This is a genomic window from Microvirga sp. jy35, from assembly GCF_056148915.1.
This window is the reverse complement of record NZ_JBWBEW010000043.1, coordinates 1-26,402: the sequence shown is the minus strand read 5'-3', so window position 1 is coordinate 26,402 and position 26,402 is coordinate 1. Positions and strand designations below refer to the sequence as shown.

Genomic DNA, 26,402 nt, shown 5'->3' with positions numbered 1-26,402 from the left:
GACGACGAGAGGAAGCAATGAACCTGACCATCGGCATCGTGATGTTGGCCATCGGCCTCGGGATGATCCTGCTGGGACTTCCGCGCAAGGGCGAGGACAAGCGCCCGTTCATGCGCTCGCATCTTGTCTTCGCGGTCTATCCAGCGCTGATCCTCGTGTTCCTGGCCATGGGCATCCTGACCATCGTGACGAGCCTCTGAGCAGCACCGAATGCTCCGCGCCCGACTTCACCTGCGCCAAGGACGAACCTCCCGCCTGAGACCGAAGCTCTCGAAAGATGGTGATGCGAGTTTGATGGACCACGATCTCCATGAGTTCCTCCGGCATTCCATCCGGTCGGTCTGGAACACCGAATTGCTCCTCTGGCTCAATCGCCATGCAGGCCGCGGCTGGCCGGCTGCTGATCTCGTGCGGGAACTGCGTGCAAGCGACGTGGTCGTCAGCCAGGGAGTTGCGAGCCTTCAGCAGGCAGGATTGATCGTGGCTGAACCCGGTGCCGCTTACCGCTACGCGCCCGCCTCACCTGAGTTGGATCGTCTCGTGCAGCAACTCGAGCGCGTATATCGCGAGCGCCCTTCCGCTGTGAGGCGGGCATTGTTCTCTGCGCCCGCGGATCAACTGGCATCCTTTGCCGATGCATTCCGCCTGAAGAAGGACTGACGGGCATGTCGGGTTTTCAGACCGTCATCTACGGCTTGTGTCTCCTGACGAGCGCCGAGTGCGCGTTTCTGCTCGTGCGCAGCTATGCGCAGTCACGGGCGAGGCTGCTGTTGTGGAGCGCCCTCTGCTTCGCTCTTCTGGCCGTCAACAACCTGCTCGTCGTGATCGACTTGCTGGTCTTGCCGACGGTCGATCTTGTCCCGCTCCGCAACCTGGCATCGCTTGCGGCCGTCGGCGTGCTGGTCTTCGGCTTCATCTGGGAGACTGAGTGAATGAGCGCCGCCACTTCGCAGTTCGTGTCCGGGCTGATCACGATGGGGTTTCTGATCGCGGGCGTCTTCTTCCTGCGCTGCTGGACGAGAACCCGGCATCTCCTGTTCGCGGCCTTCGCCGCCGCCTTCTGGCTGCTTGCCGCCAACCAGGCGCTGGTCGCCGTTCTTGATATCCCCCGGGATGAGCGAAGCTGGATCTATCTTCTGAGGGTGGCGGCCTTTGCGCTGATCATTGCAGCGGTGATCTGGAAGAACAGGCGGTCAGGCAGCGGAGTGCAGCGGGACTAAGTGGCGCAAGGGTTGTCGTCAATGAGGGATCGTCGTCTCAGCAGGCGTATTCCTTCCATCCTGGAAGGACGCATCAGGCTTGCTCCCGAAGCCTCGCCGATCGTCTGCACGATCCGCGACCTGTCGGCGACCGGTGCGCGGATCTGGCTCCCGGACGTCATCGGGTTCCCCGACGAATTCGACCTGGAGATCCCGATGCTGGAGCAGGCCGTACGCGCTCGCGCCGTGTGGTCCAAAGGGAAGCAGCACGGCCTGGTTTTCCTTCAGGCGCTTCCTGAGCCTGTCGGCGTCGGGAAGGACGATGTGCCGGAGACACTCCGAAACCCGGATCGAAAGACGTGATGGGCCGAGGGACCATGGCAAGCAAGGAAGCCGCGAGTAGACTTCAACACATCAGGAGCAACTCTGATGACGTCAAACCGGCGCGTTACGATCGATGCATCGGATCCCTTGCCGCACGAAGGCTTATGACAGGAGGCGCATGATGCTGAAGTGGTTGCGCAAGGGCCTGAAGGCCAGGCCGGCACCGTCAACCCGGGCACCGGAGGTCATCGAACTCGTCTCCCGCCACGTGCAGGAGCAGGTCGCCGCCTTCACCGGAGGGCACGCCGATCCCATGCCGGCATACAGCCGCATAACCGATCTCCTGCTCGGGGCCTATGTCTGGGGCCTTCTGGAGGGCTGTCTCCGCAACCTTCCCGGCGGGGAAGCCTTGATCGAGGACGGGCACGCCCGAACCGCCGTCATGGCGGAGGAGGTGTGCTCGCGGGTGCTCGGTCCGAAGCGGATGCGCTGGGTGCGCGGCCAGCTTCCGCAGTGGGACGGGCCGCCGGCCCGCAATCTCTCCTATCGCTGGGCCCTGTCGAGGATGCATCGCGACGGCGTCCACGATGGCAGGTACGTGGCGGCCGGGGATCCGCTCTGCTTCGCCAAGGCCAGCAGTCTCCTTGCCATGCTCCTGGCCGCGCAGGAGGCACAAGGTTGACCGTCTTGGCCATAGCGTTCGGGAGGCTGCGATTGCCTGTTCCGGAAAGAGTGGGCACATGAGGCTTGTGATCCATACGCTCGGGACTCGCGGCGATGTCCAGCCTTACGTGGCGCTCGCCCGCGGCCTCATGGCGGCGGGGTGCGAGGTGGTGCTGGCCACCGCAGCGCGGTTCGAGGGATTCGTGACGGCCCACGGCGTTCCGTTCGCGCCCTTGCCGGACGATTTCCTCGACCTGATGGACACGCCTGAGGGCAAGGCGGCCCTGTCGGGTCGGAACACGCTGACTTGGACCCTGCGGCTGGCGCGCCGGGTCCGTCCGATGATGCGCCGGCTGCTCGATGCGCAGTGGGCGGCGGTGGGAGGAGCCGACGCCATCGTCTACCATCCAAAGGCGCTGGGCAGCGTCCACATCGCCGAGCGGCTCGGCATCCCGGCGTTCTGTGCCTTCACCCTGCCTGGGATGACGCCAACTCGGGCGTTTCCCAGCCCCATGCTGCCCTTCGCGGATCTGGGGCCGCTCAACAGGCTCAGCCATGAGCTGTTCCTGCGCTATGCCAACACCCTGTTTCGGGAGCCGGTCAACCGTTGGCGCGAGGAGGTGCTCGGTCTCCCGCCTTCCCGGCGCGATGATTGCATCCACGGAGTGCCCGTGCCCCGGCTCTATGGCTTCAGCCCGGCCGTGGTGCCGAAGCCAGCCGACTGGGACGGGAACTCCGCGGTGACCGTCTACTGGTTCCTTGATGACGAGGCATGGCTGCCAGTGCCATCCCTGCAAGGCTTCCTCGCGGCCGGTCCGCCGCCGGTCTATGTCGGGTTCGGCAGCATTCCTTCCGTGGACCCGGTGCGGACCACGGCCATGATCGGGGAGGCTCTGGCGAGCGCGGGCCAGCGCGGCATCCTGGCCAGCGGGTGGGGTGGCCTGGCGGCTGCGCCTTTATCGGAGCATGTGTACATGCTCGATGCGGCGCCTCACGACCGCCTGTTCCCGCATGTTTGTGCCGTCGTTCATCACGGTGGCGCCGGCACCACAGCGGCGGGCCTGCGTGCCGGCAAGCCGACGGTGATTTGCCCGTTCTTCGGGGATCAGCCGTTCTGGGGCCGACGCGTGGCAGAGCTCGGCGTAGGACCGGCCCCCATTGCGTTCAAGCGCCTGACGGAGGCCGGGCTGGTGGAAGCCATTATGGGCGCGGTAGACGATGATGGGATGCGACGGCGCGCCACCGAACTCGGCGCGAGAATCCAGGCGGAAGACGGCGTCGGGACGGCGGTGGCCTTCATCCTGGATCGCCTGGCCGCGCCTGCCAGGAGCGCCGCGTGAGTATCCGGTATTCCAGCGGCCGACAGGACGCCATGCATTCCGTTTCCGTCTGCGTCCCTCACGTCTCCAGTTCGACGCCGGGAGGACTGGTCAGGGCGGCCCTGCAAACCATCTCGCATTCGAAATCAGCACCAGCACGGGGGCATGCATGCTCAAGCGTCAACGAATGAAGGACAAGCTCGCGGTCGGACTCCTGATCGGCTTGATCGCAGGCCCTGCATCCGCCGTGCCCGGGAGTGATGGGGCACCGGCCGTTCAGGAGGCTTCCGATGAGCTAATTCCAGTCCAGGTTGCGGGCCCGTTCGAGTTCCCGTGGTCGATCGGGTTCCTGCCAGACGGCTCGTTCCTGGTAACCGAGAAGCCGGGACGGCTGAAGCTCGTGAGGCCCGGCTCGAAGACACGGAAGATCAGGGGCCTTCCCCCCATCCGGACCGGAGAGCAGGGAGGATTGCTCGATGTTGTGGTGTCGCCGGACTTTGCCCAGACCGGGACCGTGTACCTGTCCTACACCCACGGAACGCAGGAAGCATCGACCGTCAGGATCCTGAAGGGACGGCTGAACCTGAAAACGAGGCGGCTCGTGGATCAGTCCGTCCTGTTCGAGAGCGATCCCCCCGCAAGCGCCAACGAGCAGCTCGGTGGGCGCCTGGCCCTGACCCGTGATGGCTACCTGTTCCTGTCGCTCGGGGACCGCTGGGAGCCCCAGCGTGCCCAGAACCTGTCCGATCATGCCGGGTCCATCATCCGTATCCACACCGATGGGTCGGTCCCGAGCACGAACCCCTTCGTCTCCGTTCCCGGCGCAAAGCCCGAGATCTGGTCGTTCGGCCACAGGAACCCGCAGGGGCTCGTCGGCGACGACCAGACGGGGCAGGTCTGGGCCACGGAGCATGGCCCGCAAGGTGGGGATGAACTCAACCTGATCCAGCCCGGCTGCAACTACGGCTGGCCGATGGTCAGCCATGGATTGAACTACGATGGCTCCCCAGTTGGCTCGGGCAACGCGACGGCGGCGGGTGTGAAGGAGCCGTTACACGTCTGGATGCCGTCGATCGCGCCATCCGGGCTGACGATGCAGCGGGACGGGGAGCAGGCCTCCTTCGTCTCGGGCGCCCTTGCAGGCCAAATGGTGGTGAGGCTCGGTCTTGAGGGGAACAGGGTCGTCACCGAGCAGCGGCTGCTTGAGGGTGAACTCGGCAGGATTCGCGATGTCAGACTGGGGCCCGACGGATTGCTCTACGTGATCACCGACGATCCGGAGGGGCACCTGTACCGGCTTGTTCCGGCCGCCGAAGTAGCGCGGCAGGGCAACGGCCGCTCACCACTCTGAAAGGGGAACACGCGACGTGGCGCAGGCTCCCTCACGGGAGCCTGGCCTCATCCTCGCCAATGCTATGCCGGCCTCGCCAGGAACGTGGCCCAGTGCCTTCGGGCACATCTTCAATGACCCGAGCCGTGCTCCCGAGAGCTCTGAACCGTTGCCATGCTAGAACAAAGATCCCAAGGTGCCGTTCGGGGTCTCCAGCTTCTTGATCCATGAGCGGTGCTGGAAGGCCGTGCCGCTCGACACGGAGGGTGAGGCATCGCCGAGGCCCGCTTCCATGTCGAGGGCGTACGGGAAGGTGCCACCTAGCGTCTCCAGCTTCCGCATCCACTCCTGGTGCTGCGCACGCGTGTCATCCGCATGTGCCGTTCCGTTCGACAGGGCCGCGGCCATGGACATGACGATGAGACAAGCGATGATGCGGCGCACTGACGCCTCCTGTTGATGACTGAATCAGGGGGATTGAGGTGGTTCGGAGGCTAGAGCAACAGGTCTCATCAATCAAAGAGCGCCCATCCGACGATCCGCTGCGCTCGCCTCAGGCGAGCGCAGCGCGAACAACTCGCTGACGCCGCGGTCGACCCATCAGCACAGGGTGTGGCGGAACCTGTCCGCAACCTTGGCGCGCCGCATGGCGGGACAGGGTCGACCGGGCAGAGATCGTCCCGGGCCGCTGGGCTCACCCCAGCGGCCGCATCGACAGATGGGATGATCAAGGCAAGCACCCTTTCTCAGATGATGTACTGGTAGCTCATGTCTGACGCGAGGCCGGCGTTCTTCAGCACGACGCCCGTGTCGAAGCGGCCGTCGCTGTTGAGGTCCGAGATCAGGTACCCGGTGTCGGTCTTGGTGTTGAACAGGAACACGTGCTTGATGCTCGCCTTCGGGAAGTAGTACTCGGCATCGTCGACCGCATCCGCGATCGACGATGCCGTGGTTTTGTGCTCACCGTAGTTGCGCGCCGTGCCCTTCACCGTCATGTCGATCCAGTCGTCGGATCTTTTCCAGTCGGTGATGACGTCCGCCGTTCTGGTGGTGAATCCGGAGTCGCCCTTCTTGAAGACGGAAATATCCTCGCCCGCCCCTCCGGACAGCAAGTCACGCCGGGTCCCGCCGGACAGGAGGTCGTCGCCGATGCCTTCGGACAGGTGGTCGGTGCCAGATCCGCCATAGAGATCGTCCGCGCCATAGCCGCCGTCCAGGTCGTCCGCTCCGTCCCCGCCACTCAGGTAGTCGTCGTCGTCCCCGCCCCACACGTTGTCGTCGCCCGACCCGCCGTAGATGGTGTCGTGGCCAAAGTCGCCGTCGAGGTCGTCGTGCCCCTCGTAGCCGTAGATCAGGTCGTCACCACCGTATCCGTAGACGATGTCGGATCCCTCGCCGTAGTACCCGGGCGCGAGGTCATCGTAGAAAAAGGTGTCGATGTCGTCCTTGAAATCCGTGCCGTTGAAGGTCGCCATCATGGCCTCCTCTTTATCGTCTTTTGCTCAATGCGCCTCGAAACGAGACATCCAGGGGGGCCCGGGACCGAGTTGTGGCACATGCCCCTTAACCGTCCGTATCATGAGGATGCGGCATAGGAGCTGAACCATGCCGCGCCGGTTCGTTCACGTGCCGTAAAGCAACGGAAATCGTTCAGGGGAAGGACGCGGAAGATTGTCGGGCTCCGGTGATGTCAGTGTGTCCGAGTGATATCGCTGCGCTGCCGAGTAAATCATTCAGGAATCCAGAATACCCTCGGGATGCTGCCTCTGCGACACGGTTGCTTTATCAGACGGCGGTGCGTGGGAGGATGCTGCGATACTGGAGGTTCTGCCTGGCCCTGACTACGTAACTGCATTTGCATTGCGGGTGAGCGGACACGTCAATGCAGGCGACGTCTAGCAATGATCCCTCTGGTGCTTGCCAGCATTGGCTAGCTGCTGATGAGGAGGCAGGGCAGCGTCCTTTTTACATTCCTCCCAGACGCATGTGCAGATGCTCGCATTGATCCATTGTGCAAATTAAACAAGGTCCGGTAGTGGCACATCCGAGACGTGAGGCTCTGGTCAGGTTAGAGGCTTGAAGCGGATGTCAAGAAGGGCAGGGGATCTCCCCTGCCTTTTTCTACATCAAGATCTTGCAATGTCGTTGATCCACCCGCCGAACAGGTCAGCAACTTCCAGGCTGCTTGCAAGATTGTAATTCTCGTCGACGAGTTCCTTGTCCTGGTGCTGTAACAAGCCGCTGGCCAGGTGCGGCTCAGATCCAGCCCAGTATCGGGCGGTGAAGGCCCCGCTCCGCCGGAAGTCGGGTGGGCTGAGAGCCCGTCCAATGACGGAGCGAGTGGTCTCCATAATCCTTCGTTCGACACCATTGTAGCTCAGTGCCTCGCCATACTGCCCGACCCATAGTGGACCGCTAAGAAATTGGTTTTGCTCCTCCCCAATCATGAACTCGCCGGTGTGGCGCATCAGACGTGGTCTCGCCCAAGTAAGATAAAGGCCGATTGCAGGATTGAGGCGCTCCCGGATAAGGCGGAGATCAGTCCGTCCGTTCTTGACCTCTACGCCAGGCAATTTGATCGTCCAGCGATCCCGCTCGCGCACGAAGCTGCGGCAGAATTCAAGCTCCGAGAAGTTCTTCAGCCTAATGGGGCAGTAAGCCAGCATGGCGACCATGAGGCCGTCCCGGATCTGACCAGCCCGCCTGACGGGTCTGTGGCTGCGAGCCACCTGGGCTTCCTTGACAAGCGTGAGACCTGCCCGGATCAGAACCTCGGAGAGGACGATGCGGTCGAACCGCTCCAGCGGGTAGGAGACAAGGTCCAGGTCATTGGCAATCTCAGTCAACCACTCAAGATCCGAAGCAGGCGCCAGGATCCTCGCCATGATTCGCAGCTTGCACACTGAGCCGGCCAGGGTGACAGAGGTCCAGCCGGAGCGGACGCGCTCGATGTAGCAGTCAACGTTCTCACGGGTGGCCAGCCGACCTGCTCCGGCCTGAAGATCGAGAGCGCCACGTTCCCGGAGCGACTCCAGGAAGGAGCCGTAGCGCTTCTGAAGATCCTTTCGGGTGGTCGGCTTCCACCGGGCCGCCACGCCGCCGCGCCTCCACCCCGAACCGGGGTCGCACGCCCGAAGCCATGCGAGGCGGTCGGCAGCAGGCCATCCATCAAGGGGCAAGGAGGTGATCATGCTCACTTCTCCTCGTTATCAAGATGAGAGTCGACGATCTCGCCAAAGCGCTCGGTCGCCGTGGAGCTCTCAAGACCAATGTAGAACTTCATGGTGGTCTTCAGGCTCTTATGCCCGAGGATCCGGCGCACGAACTCGTAGTTGCCCGGCTCGCGCTTCAGGATCAGGGCGGCGGCGGCATGACGGAACTGGTGGGTGCGCACCCTCAAGCCTGTGGCCTTCTCGACGGCGCTGGTGATCTGCTCGCTGAACATGCTCGGCGTCTTGAATGATCCGCCCTCGCCAGGGAACAACCACAGCTCATTGTGCCCCCTCAGCAGCACAGGACGATGGTCATGCAGGTACTCGTCGATGAGCGCCGTGAGCCGCTCACTAAGCTTGAACTCGAGCTTCACGCGGTTCTTTACATCGTACTTTGGGAAGATCAGCACGTAGCGGGTTCCAGGGCCGCCTGGGCGGATCAGGTTGTGCTCCAGGCGGATCCGCACAAGGTTGCCACAGCGCACCGGAGCTGCGGTGCGGAGCCCCACCGCAACCGCCAACTGGGCACGTAAGGCAGCCTTGACAGGAGCGTGGTCGCGCAGGCTGCGAGCTTCCTCGATCAGGCGATAGGGCGTCCGGATGACCTCATCCCAGATCGGGCCGCTCAGGACCTTATGGACGAGCGCGAGATTGAACTCGGTCATCTCCTCACTTCTGTGCTCCTCAAGCTCGAAGCGGATCTCATCGAGCCGCTCCAGGGCTAGGTCTTCGAAACCACCCACTTGGCGAGCGATCGACAGCACCTTCCAGGCCAGTTCGATCATGTAGGTGCTGGGAGTGCCTCCAGCCTCTTGTTCGTAATCAGAGGGTCCTGGGTTCGAGTCCCAGCGCGCTCACCACCTCAAACCCTAACCGGCATGGGCTTTTATGGATCTCTCGCGTCCGCAGCCGCGCGTGCCTTTTTCTGCCGGGTAACGCCACGGGTAACAGCAGACAAAATTCGAGCAATCTGCGCCAGGTCCGCCTTCCTTGCGTTAGGTACCGCAACTTCTGCAACTGCGCGATGAGCTGACCTTACACAGCCACCCCAATGGACCGGTTTCGACCCCATGCGGATATTCCGGCAAACGAATTCTGAAGCGGAGTTTCTTTCTTAGCTTCGGTCACGGCACTGCATCGCTTCGAGGCTGCACAATCTTGGCTACCATGCGCGTGATGCGGCTGAGGGCGTGGTGCGTTCTCAGTTTCGGCGGCCGTACGCTGAAGTCAGCCTTCATGCAGCCGCGCTTAGGGAGCGTCGTCAAACCACAGCCGGCAGGAGTGGCATGCCTGGGAACTCGTCGCTGGGTCTTAGACTTAAGCTGTTTCCAGATGGCAATCTTGCCGTTGCGGTTGGCCCAGCGGGCCAAGAGGATTTCATCATGCTCAATGGCATCCGGGTCCTGATTGTCGAGGACGAGCCCTTGGTCGCTGCCACCCTCTCAGATGTGGTGGAGGATGCCGAGGGCGAAGTCGTTGGCATTGCCCGCAGCGTAAGCGAGGCACGGCAGATGATACGGAGGTTGTCCTTCGATACGGCGGTGCTCGATCTCAATTTGAGCGATGGCGCGGTCACGCCGGTTCTGGAGGCGCTTCAGGCTCGTAGATCCCCGACGGTTGTTTATAGCGGCGGCGACTTGCCAGCAAGGGTCAGGGAGCGGCATCCCGAACTCGTGACCCTGCGCAAACCAGCTCTCCCGGGCCGGCTTGTGGCGGAGATCCTTCGGGCCCGCAGGAAGACAACATAGCCCACGAAACCGGGATCAACCAGGATCTGCGGCCTTCCTGAAGTACCTTGGCAACGATTGATGCCATCCGGCTCAGGCATGGTGGACCTTCGCGGCAACCTTCGCGTTAGTAGATCCTCAGCGCGCTTTCCGCCCGGCCACACCTCCGAGCCATTCATGAATTTTGAGAGCACCAAGTCCATTCCTGCGGGAGGGCGCCCCTCCGCTCCTCAAGCCATGCGCAAGTCCCGTATCCTCGAAGGCCGTCCGTTCCCACTTGGAGCGACATGGGACGGGCTGGGGGTCAACTTCACCCAATTTTCCGCCAACGCCACCAAGGTCGAGCTCTGCATCTTCGATGATAGGGGCGAGCGTGAGCTGGAGCGCCTTGAGCTGCCCGAGTACACCAATGAGGTCTGGCACGGCTACCTGCCGGATGCACGCCCTGGCACGATCTACGGTTACCGGGTTCATGGCCCCTACGAGCCCGCCGCAGGCCATCGCTTCAATCCCAACAAACTCCTGCTCGATCCTTACGCCAAGTAGATCGAAGGTCAGATCATCTGGAACCCGGCGCTGTTCGGCTATGAGATGGAAACCGCCAACGACCTCACCTTCGACACCCGTGACAGCGCGCCGTTCATGATGAAGGCCCGCGTGATCGATCAGGCCTTCACCTGGGGCGGGGAGCGCTCTCCGCAGACAGCCTGGGAGAAGACGGTGATCTATGAAGCCCATGTGCGCGGCTTCACCATGCGCAACCCGGCCGTGCGGGAGAAACTGCGCGGCACCTATGCTGGTCTCGCCAGCCCGGCTGCTCTCGACTACATCCGCTCGCTCGGCGTCACGGCCATCGAACTCCTGCCCGTGCACACCTTCGTCGACGACAGCTATCTCGCTGAGAAGGGGCTCAAGAACTACTGGGGCTACAACACCATCGGCTTTTTTGCCCCAGCCCGCCGCTATGCCGCCAACCCGACCTTCGCGTTCGCCGAGTTCAAGGAGATGGTGGCCCATCTCCACGATGCCGGGCTGGAGGCAATCCTGGACGTGGTCTACAACCACACCGCTGAAGGCAACGAGCTCGGGCCGACCCTGTCATACAAGGGCATCGACAATGCTTCGTACTACCGGCTGGCGCCGGATCCGCGCTACTACATCAACGATACCGGCACCGGCAACACGGTCAATCTGAGCCACTCCCGCGTGCTTCAGCTCGTTAGTGACAGCCTGCGCTACTGGGCGCAGGAGATGCGTGTGGATGGCTTCCGCTTCGACCTCGCCACGATCCTGGCGCGGGAGCCGCACGGCTTTGACGAGGATGGCCGCTTCATGGATGCCTGCCAGCAGGATCCGGTGCTCAGCCAGGTCAAGCTGATCGCGGAACCGTGGGACTGCGGCCCGGGAGGCTACCAGGTCGGGCGCTTCTCTCCCGGATGGGCCGAGTGGAACGACCGCTACCGCGATACGGTACGAGCGTACTGGAAAGGCGAGGAGGGCAAGCTGCCGGAGCTCGCCTCTCGCCTGACCGCCTCGGCGGATCTGTTCAACAGGCGCGGGCGCAAGCCGTGGGCCTCCGTCAACTTCATCACCGCCCATGACGGCTTCACCCTCAACGACCTCGTTTGCTACAACCACAAGCACAATGAGGCGAACGGTGAGGGCAATCGCGACGGGCACTCGCACAACCTGTCGATGAACTATGGCTTCGAAGGGCCGACGGCGGATCCCAAGATCCGCGACCTGGGGTTCCGTCACATGCGTACCATGCTGGCGACCCTTCTCTTGTCGCGGGGCACGCCGATGCTGCTCGCCGGTGACGAGTTCGCCCGCACTCAACAGGGCAACAACAATGCCTATTGCCAGGATAACGAGATCTCCTGGCTCGATTGGGAGGGGATTGACCCTGACCAGCGGTGCCTGGCCGAGTTCGTGCAGAAGCTGCTGGCCATCCGGTGCGCCTTGCCCATGTTGCGCCGGGGGCGGTTCTTGACCGGCGAGTATGACGAAGAACTCGGCGTCAAGGACGTGACGTGGCTCACACCCACGGGCGACGAGATGACGGTCGATCACTGGCAGGATCTCAACGGGCGTTGCATGGGGGTTCTCCTGGACGGGCAGGCGCAGGAGACGGGCGTGCGCCGGCTCGGGTCGGACTCGACGCTGCTCCTGATCCTGAATGCACATGAGGACCTGGTGCCGTTCACACTGCCAGAGGCCGTCGGAGGCAGGCGTTGGGTCCGCCTGATCGACACGAACCAGGGGGACAATGATGATCTGGCGGATTTCGACTTCGGGCATGTGTACGAGGTGACAGGACGCTCGCTGCTGCTCTTCATCCTCAGGCCGGCACGACAGAAGGGCCATCGGACGGCTGCTGATCTCTCCTTCCAGCACGTGCTGAGGGCGTTCGAGACTGTCACCTCAACGCCAATCGCGTTTGCACAAAAGGCCCTTTGATGGTGGTATGCCTTCGTAGTTTCGTCGCTCCCAGCAGCGGCGAGCCCCGTCCTCATAGCCAACCTGAGGATTGCCATGGCCATTGCTGATGAGATTGAAGCACTTCTGATCCGCAGCTCAGGTCTGACAGAGGCCGAAATTGCGACCGCCCTGTTTGGTGAAGCAGGTTATCCGGCGCGGGTCGCTAGAGCCTGTATGACCTTGCTGAGGCGCCGCCGAATTGAGCGCAGCGGGAGAGGAGGCCGTACCGACCCCTTCCGTCACTGCCCGAAAGGGCACCAAACTACCGCCAGCTCAACGGTAAAGCGTCGGAGATACTTTGCAGACCAATACCGTCAGTGACTTGTGACCTTCGGCTCACCACGGGCCGTCGCTCAGCGACGGGACCTGTTTCATGTCCGCTGTCCGACCAGGGTGGCTTACAGGTGCTGGAACCCAGCTCGGTCATCCCAGACAAAACTTGCCCCTATCATCGAACGAGGATCCGTCGCTTGAAGTTGTAGCGGGCAATCACCTGCGGCTCCGCCTCCTAACCTGGAGATGCCAATGCCCCGCTGCTATTTCCACCTGCGCTCCAAGGATCGGTTTGTCTGGGCAAGGGAGGAGTGGACCTGCCCGACCCGGCAACCGCCCAGGGAGCCGCTGACAAGGTCGCAGCGGAACTGTACGGTGTGGTGTTGTCACGTTAACCAGCATCGGGCGCATTGAGACAAATTCGGCCGCATGACAGCTTCAAGCGGCGACGCTGGCCGCAGACTTCCATTCCGCCATGGCGTTGAGGCGGTAGAGATGGGTGGCAGTGGCGGAGCGGTGGGAGCGGGGTGGAACGAAGAGATTGCGGATGGCCGAGAAGACACTGACGAACCGCTGCAGGTACCTAGGCGATCGAAAGCCTTGCATCACCCGCTCGCGTCGACGGAACGGCAGATGCGAATTCTCCGCCCGATTGTTGAGCCCCTTGTGCGAGCGGTGTTCGACATCTGGCATGATCTGGCTTCGGGCGGCTGCGTAGGAGCCGAGCTTGTCGGTGATCATCCGCCGAGGTGGGCAACCCTGCTTGCGCAAGAGCCGTTTCAGCAAGCGCTTGGCCGCCTTGGTGTTGCGGCGCGTCTGCACGACCTCATCGAGCACGTAACCATCCTGATCCACGGCCCGCCAGAGCCAGTGCTTCCGGCCAGAGATCGTGACCACGACCTCATCGAGGTGCCAGATGTCGCGGCGGCTTGGCGTCTTACGCCTGAGGCGGCGAGCGTAAGCTGGCCCGAACTTCAGCGCTCACCGGCGGACCGTCTCATAGGACAAGACGATGCCGCGCTCGAGCAGCATCTCCTCGACCAGCCGCAGGCTCAGAGGAAACCGGAAGTACAACCACACCGCATGGGCGATGATCTCAGGCGAAAAGCGGTGGCGTTTGTAGCTGATGGGCTTGCTCATGCCGGATCATCTACACCGCTCGATCTCATGTCCGGGTTAATGTTACAACACCGTTCGGTCCTCGTGCCCTGTAACGCAATCTGATGGGAAGTGTTTACGTTCTGTCTCTCGCTATCCAGTTGACCTGACGCGCATCCAGAGCATTGCATCTTTGCCTCGTTCGCGGTCCTTTCAGAGGTGGCTTGATTAGCTACCGGACACCGGAGCAGGGGGATCCTCGAGATAGAAAGGCTGCGGGCTGCGGCAATCTTCTGTTGAAACAGAGTAACAACGGCAATATCGTCCCGACATCGGCGCCCAAAGGGCGATGACGAGGGAGATAACATGTCGGTTTTGAAGTCGCTGAAGTTGTCAGATGCAAAGGCCGCCGCGCAGGCCAAGACACCTGTTGAGCGAGGTCGCGAGAAGCTCGTCGAGAACCTTGCGCTTCAAAAGCAGCTTGCCGAGGCAACGATCGCTGGAACGGTCTTCGACCCGCCGAAGCACTTTATCATGCGCACAAACGGGGAAGGGGCTCGTGTCCGGGTGGAGGTGCCTCGGCGTGTCCGCAAAGGCTGGTTCGAAGACGGAAGCCGCACGACGCACTTCATCATGCAGTACGGCGGTCGGCCACTGGAAATTGCGAAAGGCAAGACGGCCACGGGGTTGGTCCTCTCCCCAAGCTCCCTACGCTGATCGACAGTCTCATTGAGGCCGTGCGTGCTGGAGAGCTGGATTCGGCCATCGCTACTGCTGCGGCTGAGAGGGGACGAATTCTAAACCGCAATGGAAAGCCAAGCGCCAGCTGAAATTAGACCGGTGAGCTCCCGGCTCCAAGGAAGGGAGCTTGGGTTTGTGTATCAGTCCCCAGATGGGGACTGATACTCCAAGGAAGCGTCGTTTCCTAATCGTGGACTTGGTTAGCCCAGGAAATTGGTCAAGTTTGGAGCCTCAGGAGTGCCGAGCACTTCTTGAATCGCTAGTGCAACTGACAGTGCCTGCATATCAGCCCCTTCAGGACATATGATTTGCAGTCCTATTGGGAGATTCCCAGGCTTCTGCGGCAGGGGAATGCTCACGGCGGGACATGCGAAATAATTCGCAGGCTGAGTGTTGCGGGTCATGCCCAGAGCGAGGTCAAGGGCCTTCTGTTCATCGTCCAGGTCAGCCACAGAGGGTGGAGGCGTCGCGGTCGTCGGAGTGACCCAACCGTCGAACCCTGAGAACTTTTCGGACACGCTCTGGCGGGACTTGGTTCGCTTTGCCTCAAGAGCCAGATAATCTGCTGCCGTCACATCAAGGCCAGACGTCGCGCGCTTCGCAACAATTGGATCCATCTGGTCGCGACCGGCAAGGAAGCGATCTCGGCCAAGGGTCGCGATGAGGCAGGCCGGGAGAACAGCTGGGAAATAACGCTCGCGTTCGCTCGCCTCGGGAACAGACACAGGCCTCAACCGGCACCCTGCAGCCGATAGAGCTTCCATCGCACCCCTAATTTGCGCTTCGACAACCGGATCGAGGTTGTCGAAGAAGTACTCCTGCGGAACGCCGAGCCGGAGCGCTTCGACAGGAAGAGGGCGTGCTTCCGGTTCACCAGTGAGCGTAGCCACAGCAATCGCAGCGTCTCGGGCACTGCGCGTTAGCAGGCCAGGCGTATCTAAATGAGGGGCCAGGGGGAAGGCGCCATCAGTCGAGAAGAAACCGGGTGTCGTCTTGAGCCCGAATATCCCATTGAACGCGGCGGGGACGCGGACTGAACCGCCCGTATCTGAACCAATGGCAAAGGCACACAAACTGGCAGCGACTGCAACGCCTGAACCGGAGCTCGAGCCTCCAGGAAGGCGCGGAGTTTGTGCGTCCCATGGATTGATCGGTGTTCCCTGGGCACTGGAGACGCCAGTGATGCCGAGGGCGAACTCGACGGTCTTTGTCTTGCCAAGGATAACGCATCCTGCCTGACGCAAGCTCTTGACCAGGGGGCCTTCTGGTCCAGCGATGTCGTCGATGTTCATTTTGGTGCCCGCTGTCGTGGGCATACCTTCGACGACGAACAGATCCTTCACGGCTACGGGCACACCCATCAGCGGACCAAGATCCGTGCCAGCTGAATAGAGCGCGTCAATTGCGCGGGCGGTCTCAAGCGCCTGCTCGGCAGCAACATGCTGGAATGCGCCGAGCCTCGGGTCCAGCACTTCGATGCGGGAGAGATAAGCCCGCGTCACGTCCTCGGCTGAAATCTCGCCAGCTCGAAACCGTCGGGCAAAATCACTGAGTCCTCCCTTACGAAATGGATCATCTTCCAACATGACTATTTAGCGTCCTTCGTAATATTGAAACATGGCCGCTTTCGCAGCACAGGTATGCGAACCCTGACCGATGTCATTTCGCAGCGGAGGATAATATCGAGCTAAGCTCTGTCGAGAAAAAAATGTTTGGCGGGGCGGGAACACGCGCACTAGGCTCAAGTCACTGCAGAAGGGTTTCTTTCTCGCAGCAAAAGACTTCCCAGTGAAGCAGATAAAAAGGTGAGGAAACAAATGAAGATCGCTATCGCCGCTGCCTTGGCAGCTACTCTATCCATCGCCGGCGCTCCGGCTCAGGCGCAGGTTGAGGTTGGCGTTATCAACAGCCTTTCAGGTAACTTCGCGGCATTCGGCGAACGTTATCGCACAGGCCTTCAGGTTGCACTTGACGAGATCAATGCGAACGGAGGTATCAAGGGTCAGCAGCTCACCCTCACGATCCAGGATGACCGATCCGAAGCGAAGAGCGCGCTTGCCGCAGCTGAGAGCTTTGCCAGCAAAGGCGTTCCGCTTGTCATTGGCTCCTACGCCTCCTCGATTACAGGACCACTTGCTCAGTTCCTGACGCGCCAGAAGGTTCCGATGATCGTTCTGGGCAGCGCCGACGACAGCATCACGAAGCCGGGTTCGCCGTGGGTGTTCCGCGCTAAGCACAATTCGACGATCGTCGGGAAGGCATATTTTGACTATTTCGACCATCTCAAGAATACAAAGAAAGATGTGCCTCTTGAGACGGTCGCTATGCTGTACGGTAATGGTGCGTGGCCAACCTCACTTGCGAAAGAGGGCAAGCGTCTCGCCTCAGAGCGCGGGTACAAGGTTGTCGGTGACCAATCCTATGATCAGGGTGTCACTGATTTCCGGCCGATCCTCAATCGCTTCCGCGGCGCCAACCCGGATATCCTCTATATTGTGTCCTATGCAGAGGATGGTGTCGCAATCACTCGGCAGATGCGTGAGGTTGGCCTCAATGCCAAGGTCATCGCCATCGATACATCCGCGGCTCTTCCGAGCTTCGTTCAGCAAGTCGGAAAATCGGCTGACTATGTTGCAACAGCCGTAAGCTGGAGTCAGGACGTGAAGTATCCCGGTGCTCAAGAGCTCTATGAGCGCCTGAAGGCCAAGGCCGGCGGTGAACCATCGTTCTATGAGGCAGAGGGTTATCTCGCGCTCATGGTCGCGGCCGATGCTCTGCGCCGTGCTGACCCGAAGTCGCGTGACTCTGTGCGCGAGGCACTGGCTGCCACCGACATCACCACGCCCGTGACGACAGTGAACTTCAAAAGTGCTGACGGCTTCCAGGGCCAGAACCCGATCCGAAGCCTTATCCTGCAGATCCAGGACGGCAAGCACGTCACGGTATTCCCGGATGATCTCGCTGCGAAGCAGGCGCAGCATCCTACGCCGGAATGGTCAACCCGCTAACACAATTGGACCGGCGGCACAGCCGCCGGTCCAACCAAAACGGCAGTCACACATGACGATTGCCTCGCAACCGCGCACTTGCTCGCAGCGGATGAACACGTGACAGCAATCAGGAACAGGAATGGCCGATTTGGACATTTTTCTACAGAACATCGCCAACGGCGTTTTGATCGGGGGCGTTTATGCCCTCATCGGAATTGGCCTGACCCTTGTGTTCGGCGTCATGCGCACGATCAACTTCGCGCATGGCGATTTCGTCGTGCTCGGCATGTACAGTGCAGTCCTCTTCAACGCCCTGCTCGGATGGGACCCATATCTGTCGCTGCTTCTTGCGATGCCAATCGGCTTCTTTGCTGGCGTCATTGTTGAGCGCTTCATCCTCTCACGCGTCGTCGATGCGCCGCCGGAGTCAGCACTTCTGGCGACACTCGGAATCTCGTTGATCATCGGCAACACGATCCTGCTCACCTTTGGGGGCGAGCCACGCTCGGTGCAGGTGTCGTATGCCTCATCGACCTTTTCAATCGCCGGGGTCAACGTCTCTATGGTCCTGCTCCTTGCTGGGATCGCAACGGTCATCATGATCGCGGCACTCTATGCGCTGCTCAACCGGACCGAAGTTGGCCGTGCCATCCGCGGCACTGCGGAAAACCGGCTTGGCGCCGAGCTCGTTGGCATTGATACGCGGCGGATCCATAGCATCGTCTTTGGTCTCGGCGTGATGCTGGCGGTCATGGCAGGGGTCACGCTTATCCCGCTCCTGTTCGCAACTCCGACCAACACGGGGGCCGTTTTCACCCTGAAGGCTTTCGTCGTGACGGTTCTCGGTGGGTTGGGGAACGTCGGTGCGGCGATCGCCGGAGGCATTCTGCTGGGTGTGGTTGAGGTTCTGGGCGCCTCTTACTTCATGTCCGAATACCGTGAGGCTTATGGATTGATTGCGTTCCTGCTGATCCTGCTTTTCCGGCCTGAGGGTCTGTTTGGACGGACGGTGAAACGCGTATGACAAAGCATCTCATTGGACTAGGCGTGCTGCTCGCTGTCGGCATGGCCTACCCGGCCATCTTCCCAAACAATCTGACGGTTGCGATCTCTGTCCTGCTGTTTGCCGGCTGGGCCACATCCTGGGACCTGCTCGGCGGATGGAGTGGCCAGGTGAGCCTTGGCCATGCATCGTTCGTGGGCCTCGGAGCCTATTTCGTCGCCATCGGCGAGGGGCAGTTCGGACTTGCGCCGTGGTGGACAATGGCCATGGCAGCCGCTGTTGCGGCAGTCCTCGCCTATTTTTGGGGATGGCTGACCTTCAGCCTGCGTGGGCCGTACTTTTCGCTTTCCACCATCGCAGTTGCGGAGATCCTCCGGTTGGTCGCCATCAACGAGGAATGGTTATCCGGAGGCGCTACGGGCGTATTCATTGCAACCCTCCCGGAGCCGTTTGGCATCGATCTCTTCTCCAGAACGGCCCAGTTCTACATGGCGCTCGCCTTCGCAACAGTGGTGATTGCTACCGTCATCGTGATCTCTCGGGCCCGGTTCGGCTATCAGCTACGGGCTGTTCGCGAAGACGAGGACTCGGCGATGGCAGCGGGCATCGATCCGACGGCGACGAAGCTGAAGGCGTTCATGCTGTCCGCTGCGCTCACCTCGATCGGCGGGGGAATTTATGGGATCGTACTAGCGTTCATTGAACCGCACGTCATTTTCGCCCTTCTCCTGTCCGTGCAGATCGCCCTCACAGCCATCATCGGTGGGCGCGGGACGATCTGGGGGCCCGCAGTCGGCGCCATCGTGCTGATCGGAGCGGGAGAGATGTTCCGTACCACGTTCGCTGAGGCGAACATGCTCATCTACGGGATCCTGATCTTGGTGGTCGTGCTTTTCGTTCCCCGCGGCATTGTCGGGGAGCTGGCCCGCAGACATATTCGGAGGCTCTATGCCAAACGTGCTCAGGGCTGACGGCATTACCGTTAAGTTTGGTGGGGTAACGGCCGTCAACAACGTTTCCCTGTCCCTTGGCTCCGGCGAGATCCTTGGGTTAATCGGCCCGAACGGAGCCGGCAAGACCACACTGTTTAATGCGGTGACGGGCTTTGCCCCCATGCACTCCGGCAGGATCACCTTGCTCGATAAGGATATCACCGCGCTCCCGGCATTTAAGCGGACCCGTTTGGGGTTCGGCCGGACTTTCCAGACCGAACGGCCGTTTGAGGAGTTGACGGTCGTGGAGAATGTGCTCGTTGCCGCGTTTCTGACGGCCAAACGGCGGAGCGAGGCGGAGCGCCTCGCAATGAGTGTCCTCGAGCAGGTAGGGCTGGCGGATCGCGCTCACCAGCCCGCACTAGATCTCAACCTTGCGCGCCGAAGGCGGCTGGAGCTGGCGAAGGCGCTTGCTGTAACGCCGAAGGTGATCTTTCTCGACGAGATCATGGCGGGTCTGAATCCTCCTGCGTTGCGGGAGATGATCGCTTTCGTGAGATCATTAAGCGCGCAAGGTCTCGCGGTCCTGATGGTCGAACACATCATGGAGGCGATAATTGAGCTGTCCGATCATGTCATTGTACTCGCCAGTGGTGAGAAGATCGCTGAAGGCACTCCGCAGCAGGTAACGAGCAATGAGCGCGTGATCGAAGCGTATCTGGGGACCGATTGATGGAGCAGGCAATTCTGCAGGTTGACAATGTCGACCTTGGCTACGGCGCGCTGAAGGTGGTGTTCGGTGCATCTCTTCATGTGAGTCGCGGCGAACTGGTCGGCCTTGTTGGGGGGAATGGGAGCGGCAAATCGACGATCCTTAGGGCGATCTCGGGCATGATTGCTCCGTGGAGCGGACGCATCCTATTCGCCGGCGAGGAGATCAAGGGAGCACGGCCTCATCAGATGGCGCGTAAGGGATTGGCCCATGTGCCTATGGGCCGTCAGTTGTTCCCGAATATGACCGTGCGAGAGAATTTGATGCTGGGGGCCTACTTGCCTGAAGCAAAGGCTGTCCGGGACGAGAACATGGCGAAGGTTGAAACTCTCTTCCCGGACCTTGTTCGCTACGCCAACGCCATGGCTGGTCAGTTGTCCGGCGGACAGCAGCAGATGGTGGCTATTGCACGTGCTCTTATGCTCGGGCCCAAAATGCTGATTATGGACGAGCCAAGTCTCGGTCTGTCGCCGCTTTTCGTCAAAGAGGTGATGGCAGCGATCAGACGGGTCGCCGAGACTGGTCTTCCAATCCTGCTGGTGGAGCAGAACGTGAAGCAGGTGCTCGCTGTCAGTCACCGCGTTTACGTGCTTGAGAACGGCAAGCAGGTGCTCGATGGCCCGTCAGAGGAGTTACAGGGGCACCCGATGATCCGTAAGGCTTATCTCGGCCTGTAATCTGTGACCATTAGATGCAAGAGCAACAGGCAAAGGCGCATAGTTAGACTATATAACAGCTTCTCAGGAGCGTCTTGACGCTTGGTAGCGGGGTCTTGTGCTCCGGGCGCAGTCACAAGGTCCTTCTTTAGAGCGTCGGGCATAAGCGAGAGAGCTCACGTTCCCTGTATTGTGGGAATTTCGCGTTCTGACTTACTTGGGCTCGCTCGGTCTTTTCTGCCCATCTCGAAAACTCGACCGGCGAGGTCGGATATCCAGTCTTCATCGCGAAAGCTGCCTTCGACAATCCCTTTACAGTTCTGGAACATTATTAAATATCAGATATCTTATCATTATCTATCAATATCCGCCGAAATTTGGGATTGACGTTACGGCTTAGGTCGTCAAAGGATCAACAAAATTTCAGGACGGCTAAATTCGTTGTCTGTCTGCTGAACCGGTTCAGACGGTGCGAACGAGACAACGCTGGCCTAACAAAGGGTAGGGAGGAGCACCGATGTATTCCAAATTCGTTCTTGCGCTGAGCACGGCGCTGCTGACCCTAGTAGGGGCGGCGCAGGCCCAAGAGGCCGTTGAGATCGGCGTTGTCGTCGAGCTCTCCGGCGCCGGCGCCCCGGCGGGCACTAACTGGCGTGACGGCATCAGGATCGCCGTGGACGAGATCAATGCGGAAGGCGGCATTCTCGGCAAGCCGGTCAAGGTCACCGAGTACGACACGCAGACCGATCCGCAGATATCACGTGCGCTGGTGCAGAAGGCGATCGATGGGCGCGCCTATGCGATCTGGGGCACGATCTATTCCGGCTCAACGCTGGTCAACATGCTAGTAGCGCAGCAGAACGGCGTGCCGCAATTCGTCGGTTCTGAGGCGCCAACGATCGTCGAGAAGGGCAACCCGTTTGTCTTCCGCACCTCCTCCGGCGCTCAGAAGGGCGTCCCGGCCCTGGTGCCCTACTTCAAGGACACGTTGAAGGCCAAGAAGGTTGGCGTCGCCTGGGTGAACAACGAGTTCGGCCGCGGCGGACGCAACGTGTTTATCGCCGAAATGAAGAAGGCTGGGATCGAGGTTCTCGCCGACGTGCCATCCGAGCAGGCGCAGACCGACTATGCGTCGGACGTCTCCAAGCTGAAGCAGTCGGGTGCCGACGCTGTGTTCGTCTATATGAACCAAGAGGAGTCCGCCCGTTTCCTGATTGAGGCGAAGAAGCAGGGCCTCTCCATGCCGCTCGTCGGCGAGGTAACGCTGACGGAGGCCAAGGTGATTGAGCTTGCTGGCCCCGCGGCTGAGGGTGCGATCGCTCACGTCGGCATCACGGCCACTGCCGATCAGGTCGAGGGGATTGCGGCCTTCAGAGAGAAGTTCGTGAAGACCTTTAAGCGTGTTCCGACCCACGATGCGATCAAAGGCTATATCGGAGCCTGGACGACCAAGTACGTGACCGAACTCGTCGGCAAGTTTGATGGCGAGGCCTTCTCCGAGAAGATGCACGGCCTGTGCCTGCCAGCCACTAAGTATCCGAGGATCCTGCTCGATACCTGCTGGGACAACCGCGGTGAGATGTCCCGTCCAAGCTTCATGGTGCAGGTCCGAAATGGCTCACCAGTCGTGATCGGCACCGTTCCGGCCAACTGATCGCTAGCGCATCATCGGGAAAGTAGAGGCATTTCTTCCCCGAACGATGCGCCGCTCCCTATGGAGAGCATCGGGCCTAGAATGTGGGCTCCACCTTTAGGTTCGATGCTCTAGTTCCGACCGCGCCGGTCGCCACAGCCTTCAGGCAAAAACAAATGATGTCTCAGTTCCTGCAGGTTCTGCTGTCCGGTCTCGCGACTGGATCCATCTACGCGCTTGTGGCGATCGGCTTTGCGCTGGTCTGGCAGGCGGCCCAGACGATCAACTTCGCCCAGGGCGAGTTCGTCATGCTTCCGGCGTTCCTCGTCTTGGTCGGCCTGAACTACTTCGATCTGCCGCTCTGGGGCGCGCTGCTGTTCGGCCTCGCCATGTCGATCCTCATTCTGGGAGCAGCATTCAAGAAGCTGGTCGTCGCTCCAATCCTGCCCCACGGAGGCATTACACTTGTCATTGCCACAATCGCGCTCGGCATTCTGATTAGGGAGAGTGTGAAGGAGTTCTACAGTGCAGAGGGGCAGCCTTTCCCGTCCGTATTCCCAAGTGACCCGATCAACATCTTCGGCGCGGTCGTCTCCCTGCAGGACATCCTGAACCTCGTTCTCTCGCTGGGCATCGTTGTCCTGCTGACGCTCTTCCTCAACCGCACCCGAACCGGCCGCTGTATGCAGGCGACTGCACAGAATCCGGCTGTGGCCGAGATCCTAGGGGTCGACGTGAAGAGAATGGTCCTCTACACGTTCCTGATCAACGCAGCGCTCGCGGCGCTCGCCTCCTTCCTCATCACGCCGGTCTATCTCGCCAAATTCTCCAACGGCGAAACCCTTGGCCTGATTGCCTTCATCGCGGCCATTGTCGGTGGTTTTAACCAGATCCGCGGCGCGCTGGTGGGTGGCTTGCTGATCGGCGTCTTAGATAACTTGGTGGCCACCTACGTCACTGCCGAATACCGCGCTGCGCTGCCGTTGATCCTTCTGATCCTCATTATCCTGGTCCGACCGCAGGGCATTCTGGGTACGCCTGAGGGGAGGGCCGTCTGATGGCCACCTGGCTTCGTCGCGTCTTGATTCTGGCACTGATCGCGCTGGCGATCGTCGCGCCTCTCGGCCAAGGCAACTACCTCATCTACGTGATGACCTCCTGGCTGATCTTCTCGATCGCCGCGATGGGTCTCAACCTAACACTGGGCTATGCCGGCCAGATCTCGCTGGCGCAAGCTTCCTTCATGGCTATCGGGGCTTACACGACGGCGCTCCTCACGCTTGCAGGCTGGCATTGGCTTGCGGCCATGCCGCTCGGCGTGCTGGCCTGTTTCGTGGTCGGGTTCGGGTTGGGCTATCCGGCTCTGCGCGTGAAAGGTCATTTCCTTGCATTCGTGACGCTCGCGTTCAATACGCTGGTCTTCCTCGTGCTGCGCAACGAGGAGTGGTTGACAGGTGGGACCTACGGACTCGTCGGCATTCCACGGCCGAACCTTGGTCTTTTTTCGACGATGCGCTCGCTGCCCTTCTACTACTTCACGCTGATAGTGACGATCATCGCCGCGCTTGCGATGTGGGGCATTGTTCGCTCGCCGTGGGGCCGCGCCTTCAGAGCGCTGCGCGAGAACCCGATCCGGGCCGAGAGCTTAGGGGTTGACACCCGGCGCATCACACTTCTGGCTTTCGCTATCGGTTCCATGTACGGCGGTCTTGCCGGGGCACTGACTGCATCACTCGTGCAGTTTATCGAGCCGGGCTCCTTCGGGCTCGCCCATTCCCTGCGTATCCTACTGATGGTCGCGGTCGGTGGTGCGGGTTACTTCTTCGGCCCATTCCTAGGCGCGGGCGTCGTGATCCTGCTGCCCGAGATCCTCCGTTTCACCGAAGGCTACTATCTCATCATCTACGCGGTACTCGTGATCGTCATGCTCATCTTCGTCCCGACAGGCATGATCGGCATTTGGGGCCGCATCCGCGACCGATTTATCGCGCGGCCTGTCGCCCGCGCCGATCTCCAGCAAGGGGCGCAGCTCAAATGAGCCAGCCGGTCCTTTCTGTCCGCAGCATCGAGAAGAACTTCGGGGGCATCAAGGCCGTCAAGGGCGTGTCCTTCGACGTGCACAAGGGCGAGATCCTCGGCTTGATCGGGCCGAACGGCTCCGGCAAGTCGACGCTCTTCAACTGCATCCTCGGTCAGCTCGAACCTGATGCGGGCCAGGTCCACGTCAACGGCCGCGATGTTTCCGGCCTACGGCCATCGAAGCTGAACAGGCTCGGCGTCGGCCGCACCTTCCAGCAGCTCTCTGTTTTCCCGAAGATGAGTGTGTTTGACAACATCGTCCTGGCTGGGCAGGAGCATCGCGGCACAATGCTCTCCCGACTCTTTGGCTCCTCTGATGCTGGCCTCACGGCTGACGCTGAGAGGATGATTTCGTTCTTCCGACTGAACCATTTGCGCGGCACGCTGGCAGGCTCGCTGTCTTACGGTCAGCAAAAGCTGCTGGATGCAGCTATGGCCTTCATGGCGGGTCCAGCCCTCGTGCTGCTCGACGAACCGGCGGGCGGCGTGAACCTAACGATGCTCGCACACCTGAGGGAGCGGCTCGCCGCGTACAATGCTGAGCATGGCACGACATTCGTGGTGATTGAGCATAATATGGAGTTCGTGATGAGCCTCTGCACCCGGGTGATCGTGCTCGCCGAAGGTGCAGTCATTGCCGAAGGGACACCAGACGACATTCGGTTGAACCAAACTGTAATCGATGCCTATCTCGGTGGCTGACTGATGCTTGAACTGCGCAACGTCCATGGCGGGTACGGTAAGATTACGATTCTGAACGGCGTCTCGTTCAGGATCCCGAAGGCGTCGATCACCACAATGATCGGTCCCAACGGTGCGGGCAAGTCCACCGTGTTCAAGGCGATCTTCGGCCTGCTGCAGATCCACTCGGGCAACATCCTCCTTGACGACCAAGAGGTTACGGGCCAGACGCCGCGCCAGATGATCGCCCATGGTGTGACCTATGTGCCGCAGGGCCGCAATGTGGTGCCGCAACTTTCGGTTTATCACAACCTTGAGCTTGGTGGGATCACCGCGTCCGACCAAGCCAAGGTGCGCCAGCGCATCGAAGGGGTGATGGACCAGTTCCCGATGTTGCGGGAGTTCAGGAATCGTAAGGCAATCGAGCTTTCCGGCGGTCAGCAGAAGCAGCTCGAGGTGGCCCGCTCGCTTCTGCTCGATCCTAAGTTGGTGCTCATCGATGAGCCCTCTATAGGTCTGTCGCCGAACATGGTGCGGGAGGTCTCTCAAACCTTGATCCGCCTGCGCGACAGCGGCGTGACGATCCTGATGGTGGAGCAGAACGCCAAGGCCGCGCTCGCACTATCAGATTATGGCTTGGTGCTTGAGCTTGGCCAGACCCGCATGCACGACGATGCGAAGAAGTTGCTAACCGACCCGCGCGTTGGTCAGCTTTTTCTCGGCGGTCACGTGCATGACGATGCAGTTGCCGGTGCTCGTTGAAGCGATAGTATGCCGCAATGTTCGCACGTTCGGTTACATCGAAACGGTGGCCGATGGACGGTAAAAGGGCGCTCGACTCCAATGTCCGGACAGTGGCCTGCCGCGATCCCCGCCGTGACACCACGGCAGGTGCGAATTCTCAACCCTTGCACGAGGTAACGTTCTGTCTGCTCTTGTCTACCATGCGGGCTGAGGGTGTTTGGCAGCCAGTGCTATAAAGCAACCGGCTGCAGAGCATTAGTCAGCTGCATCTAAAGCAGTATCAATCCTCGCAGCCGCCTCACAAGCAGTTGAGATCGCTGCATCCATGCATGGGAACTCGAGGTAATCACCTGCGAGGTGAACCCGCCCGAGGTCGCGTGTTAGGGCCGGCTGCAGGGCAGCACGTCCTGGAAATGAATAGGGGGCTCCCTGAGGGGTTCCGTCGCAAACAGTTCAGTAACTCAGTTCGGCGTATGCCTCCGGCAAAACTCCGGAGGTTCAGATGTTCAAAGGCCGCCACTTCGATCGCTCAGTGATCCTGCTGT

General features: G+C 60.9%; 25 protein-coding genes and 3 pseudogenes. 21 read left to right on the top strand and 7 right to left on the bottom strand.

Annotation, left to right across the window (positions count from 1 at the left end; genetic code table 11):
* Positions 1 to 17: 17 nt before the first annotated feature.
* The 8 genes from AC0QTX_RS22880 (at position 18) to AC0QTX_RS22845 (ending at position 4,856) form a co-directional block, all read left to right on the top strand.
* On the top strand, positions 18 to 200 hold the full coding sequence (locus tag AC0QTX_RS22880) for a hypothetical protein (protein WP_474606117.1): 183 nt from the start codon (positions 18 to 20) through the stop codon (positions 198 to 200).
* Between the two features lie 94 nt (positions 201 to 294).
* The gene (locus AC0QTX_RS22875; RefSeq protein ID WP_474606116.1) at positions 295 to 660 is read left to right on the top strand and encodes a hypothetical protein; all 366 of its coding nucleotides are present in this window, start codon (positions 295 to 297) and stop codon (positions 658 to 660) included.
* Positions 661 to 665: 5 nt separating this feature from the next.
* Positions 666 to 932, top strand: coding sequence for a DUF5985 family protein (locus tag AC0QTX_RS22870; RefSeq protein WP_474606115.1), 267 nt, complete (start codon positions 666 to 668; stop codon positions 930 to 932).
* On the top strand, positions 933 to 1,220 hold the full coding sequence (locus AC0QTX_RS22865) for a DUF5985 family protein (RefSeq protein ID WP_474606114.1): 288 nt from the start codon (positions 933 to 935) through the stop codon (positions 1,218 to 1,220). It abuts the gene before it with no gap.
* Positions 1,221 to 1,241: 21 nt separating this feature from the next.
* Positions 1,242 to 1,562: a PilZ domain-containing protein gene (locus AC0QTX_RS22860; protein ID WP_474606113.1), complete on the top strand. Its 321-nt coding sequence runs from the start codon at positions 1,242 to 1,244 to the stop codon at positions 1,560 to 1,562.
* A 139-nt stretch (positions 1,563 to 1,701) separates the two neighbouring features.
* The gene (locus AC0QTX_RS22855) at positions 1,702 to 2,205 is read left to right on the top strand and encodes a hypothetical protein (protein ID WP_474606112.1); all 504 of its coding nucleotides are present in this window, start codon (positions 1,702 to 1,704) and stop codon (positions 2,203 to 2,205) included.
* Positions 2,206 to 2,263: 58 nt separating this feature from the next.
* Positions 2,264 to 3,526: a glycosyltransferase gene (locus AC0QTX_RS22850; RefSeq protein WP_474606111.1), complete on the top strand. Its 1,263-nt coding sequence runs from the start codon at positions 2,264 to 2,266 to the stop codon at positions 3,524 to 3,526.
* A 148-nt stretch (positions 3,527 to 3,674) separates the two neighbouring features.
* Entirely contained in the window at positions 3,675 to 4,856 is a 1,182-nt protein-coding gene (locus AC0QTX_RS22845) for a PQQ-dependent sugar dehydrogenase (RefSeq protein ID WP_474606110.1), read from the top strand.
* 156 nt (positions 4,857 to 5,012) lie between these two features.
* Here AC0QTX_RS22845 and AC0QTX_RS22840 read toward each other — a convergent pair whose 3' ends face one another.
* The 4 genes from AC0QTX_RS22840 to AC0QTX_RS22825 all read right to left on the bottom strand — a co-directional run bounded on the left by AC0QTX_RS22840 (position 5,013) and on the right by AC0QTX_RS22825 (position 8,832).
* On the bottom strand, positions 5,013 to 5,279 hold the full coding sequence (locus tag AC0QTX_RS22840; RefSeq protein ID WP_474606109.1) for a hypothetical protein: 267 nt from the start codon (positions 5,277 to 5,279) through the stop codon (positions 5,013 to 5,015).
* Between the two features lie 302 nt (positions 5,280 to 5,581).
* Complete coding sequence (locus AC0QTX_RS22835) at positions 5,582 to 6,313, bottom strand: calcium-binding protein (RefSeq protein ID WP_474606108.1); 732 nt, start codon at positions 6,311 to 6,313, stop codon at positions 5,582 to 5,584.
* A 648-nt stretch (positions 6,314 to 6,961) separates the two neighbouring features.
* Positions 6,962 to 8,026 (bottom strand): site-specific integrase, encoded by a 1,065-nt coding sequence (locus tag AC0QTX_RS22830; protein ID WP_474606107.1) that lies wholly within the window; start codon positions 8,024 to 8,026, stop codon positions 6,962 to 6,964.
* Between the two features lie 2 nt (positions 8,027 to 8,028).
* Positions 8,029 to 8,832 (bottom strand): tyrosine-type recombinase/integrase, encoded by an 804-nt coding sequence (locus AC0QTX_RS22825; RefSeq protein WP_474606106.1) that lies wholly within the window; start codon positions 8,830 to 8,832, stop codon positions 8,029 to 8,031.
* A 597-nt stretch (positions 8,833 to 9,429) separates the two neighbouring features.
* On the opposite strand from AC0QTX_RS22825, the gene AC0QTX_RS22820 reads away from it, so the two are divergent.
* Positions 9,430 to 9,795 (top strand): response regulator, encoded by a 366-nt coding sequence (locus tag AC0QTX_RS22820; protein WP_474606105.1) that lies wholly within the window; start codon positions 9,430 to 9,432, stop codon positions 9,793 to 9,795.
* Between the two features lie 216 nt (positions 9,796 to 10,011).
* Positions 10,012 to 12,234: pseudogene (gene glgX / locus AC0QTX_RS22815) on the top strand (glycogen debranching protein GlgX).
* A 732-nt stretch (positions 12,235 to 12,966) separates the two neighbouring features.
* Here the strand turns inward: glgX and AC0QTX_RS22810 are convergent.
* Positions 12,967 to 13,668 (bottom strand): annotated as a pseudogene (locus AC0QTX_RS22810) (IS6 family transposase).
* A gap of 333 nt (positions 13,669 to 14,001) precedes the next feature.
* On the opposite strand from AC0QTX_RS22810, the gene AC0QTX_RS22805 reads away from it, so the two are divergent.
* Positions 14,002 to 14,343 carry a hypothetical protein gene (locus AC0QTX_RS22805; RefSeq protein ID WP_474606104.1) on the top strand — a complete coding sequence of 114 codons (342 nt, stop codon included), beginning with the start codon at positions 14,002 to 14,004 and terminating at the stop codon, positions 14,341 to 14,343.
* Between the two features lie 224 nt (positions 14,344 to 14,567).
* Here AC0QTX_RS22805 and AC0QTX_RS22800 read toward each other — a convergent pair whose 3' ends face one another.
* Positions 14,568 to 15,953, bottom strand: coding sequence for an amidase (locus tag AC0QTX_RS22800; protein WP_474606103.1), 1,386 nt, complete (start codon positions 15,951 to 15,953; stop codon positions 14,568 to 14,570).
* A 231-nt stretch (positions 15,954 to 16,184) separates the two neighbouring features.
* On the opposite strand from AC0QTX_RS22800, the gene AC0QTX_RS22795 reads away from it, so the two are divergent.
* The 10 genes from AC0QTX_RS22795 to AC0QTX_RS22750 all read left to right on the top strand — a co-directional run bounded on the left by AC0QTX_RS22795 (position 16,185) and on the right by AC0QTX_RS22750 (position 25,875).
* Positions 16,185 to 17,375 carry an ABC transporter substrate-binding protein gene (locus AC0QTX_RS22795; RefSeq protein WP_474606102.1) on the top strand — a complete coding sequence of 397 codons (1,191 nt, stop codon included), beginning with the start codon at positions 16,185 to 16,187 and terminating at the stop codon, positions 17,373 to 17,375.
* 121 nt (positions 17,376 to 17,496) lie between these two features.
* Positions 17,497 to 18,381, top strand: coding sequence for a branched-chain amino acid ABC transporter permease (locus AC0QTX_RS22790; RefSeq protein ID WP_474606101.1), 885 nt, complete (start codon positions 17,497 to 17,499; stop codon positions 18,379 to 18,381).
* The gene (locus AC0QTX_RS22785; protein WP_474606100.1) at positions 18,378 to 19,331 is read left to right on the top strand and encodes a branched-chain amino acid ABC transporter permease; all 954 of its coding nucleotides are present in this window, start codon (positions 18,378 to 18,380) and stop codon (positions 19,329 to 19,331) included. The genes AC0QTX_RS22790 and AC0QTX_RS22785 overlap by 4 nt, the downstream gene beginning before the upstream one ends.
* Positions 19,309 to 20,025 carry an ABC transporter ATP-binding protein gene (locus AC0QTX_RS22780; RefSeq protein ID WP_474606099.1) on the top strand — a complete coding sequence of 239 codons (717 nt, stop codon included), beginning with the start codon at positions 19,309 to 19,311 and terminating at the stop codon, positions 20,023 to 20,025. The genes AC0QTX_RS22785 and AC0QTX_RS22780 overlap by 23 nt, the downstream gene beginning before the upstream one ends.
* On the top strand, positions 20,025 to 20,741 hold the full coding sequence (locus AC0QTX_RS22775) for an ABC transporter ATP-binding protein (protein ID WP_474606098.1): 717 nt from the start codon (positions 20,025 to 20,027) through the stop codon (positions 20,739 to 20,741). Before AC0QTX_RS22780 ends, AC0QTX_RS22775 begins: the two co-directional genes overlap by 1 nt.
* 496 nt (positions 20,742 to 21,237) lie before the next feature.
* Positions 21,238 to 22,374: an ABC transporter substrate-binding protein gene (locus AC0QTX_RS22770; RefSeq protein WP_474606097.1), complete on the top strand. Its 1,137-nt coding sequence runs from the start codon at positions 21,238 to 21,240 to the stop codon at positions 22,372 to 22,374.
* A gap of 158 nt (positions 22,375 to 22,532) precedes the next feature.
* The gene (locus AC0QTX_RS22765) at positions 22,533 to 23,411 is read left to right on the top strand and encodes a branched-chain amino acid ABC transporter permease (protein WP_474606134.1); all 879 of its coding nucleotides are present in this window, start codon (positions 22,533 to 22,535) and stop codon (positions 23,409 to 23,411) included.
* A complete protein-coding gene (locus tag AC0QTX_RS22760) occupies positions 23,411 to 24,391 on the top strand; it encodes a branched-chain amino acid ABC transporter permease (RefSeq protein WP_474606096.1) in 981 nt (326 codons plus the stop codon). Before AC0QTX_RS22765 ends, AC0QTX_RS22760 begins: the two co-directional genes overlap by 1 nt.
* Positions 24,388 to 25,134, top strand: a complete 747-nt coding sequence (locus AC0QTX_RS22755) for an ABC transporter ATP-binding protein (protein ID WP_474606095.1) — start codon at positions 24,388 to 24,390, stop codon at positions 25,132 to 25,134. The genes AC0QTX_RS22760 and AC0QTX_RS22755 overlap by 4 nt, the downstream gene beginning before the upstream one ends.
* Before the next feature lie 3 nt (positions 25,135 to 25,137).
* Positions 25,138 to 25,875: an ABC transporter ATP-binding protein gene (locus tag AC0QTX_RS22750; RefSeq protein WP_474606094.1), complete on the top strand. Its 738-nt coding sequence runs from the start codon at positions 25,138 to 25,140 to the stop codon at positions 25,873 to 25,875.
* Positions 25,876 to 26,112: 237 nt separating this feature from the next.
* Here AC0QTX_RS22750 and AC0QTX_RS22745 read toward each other — a convergent pair.
* Positions 26,113 to 26,280: pseudogene (locus AC0QTX_RS22745) on the bottom strand (FAD-dependent oxidoreductase); the annotation flags it as partial.
* Positions 26,281 to 26,402 lie beyond the last annotated feature (122 nt).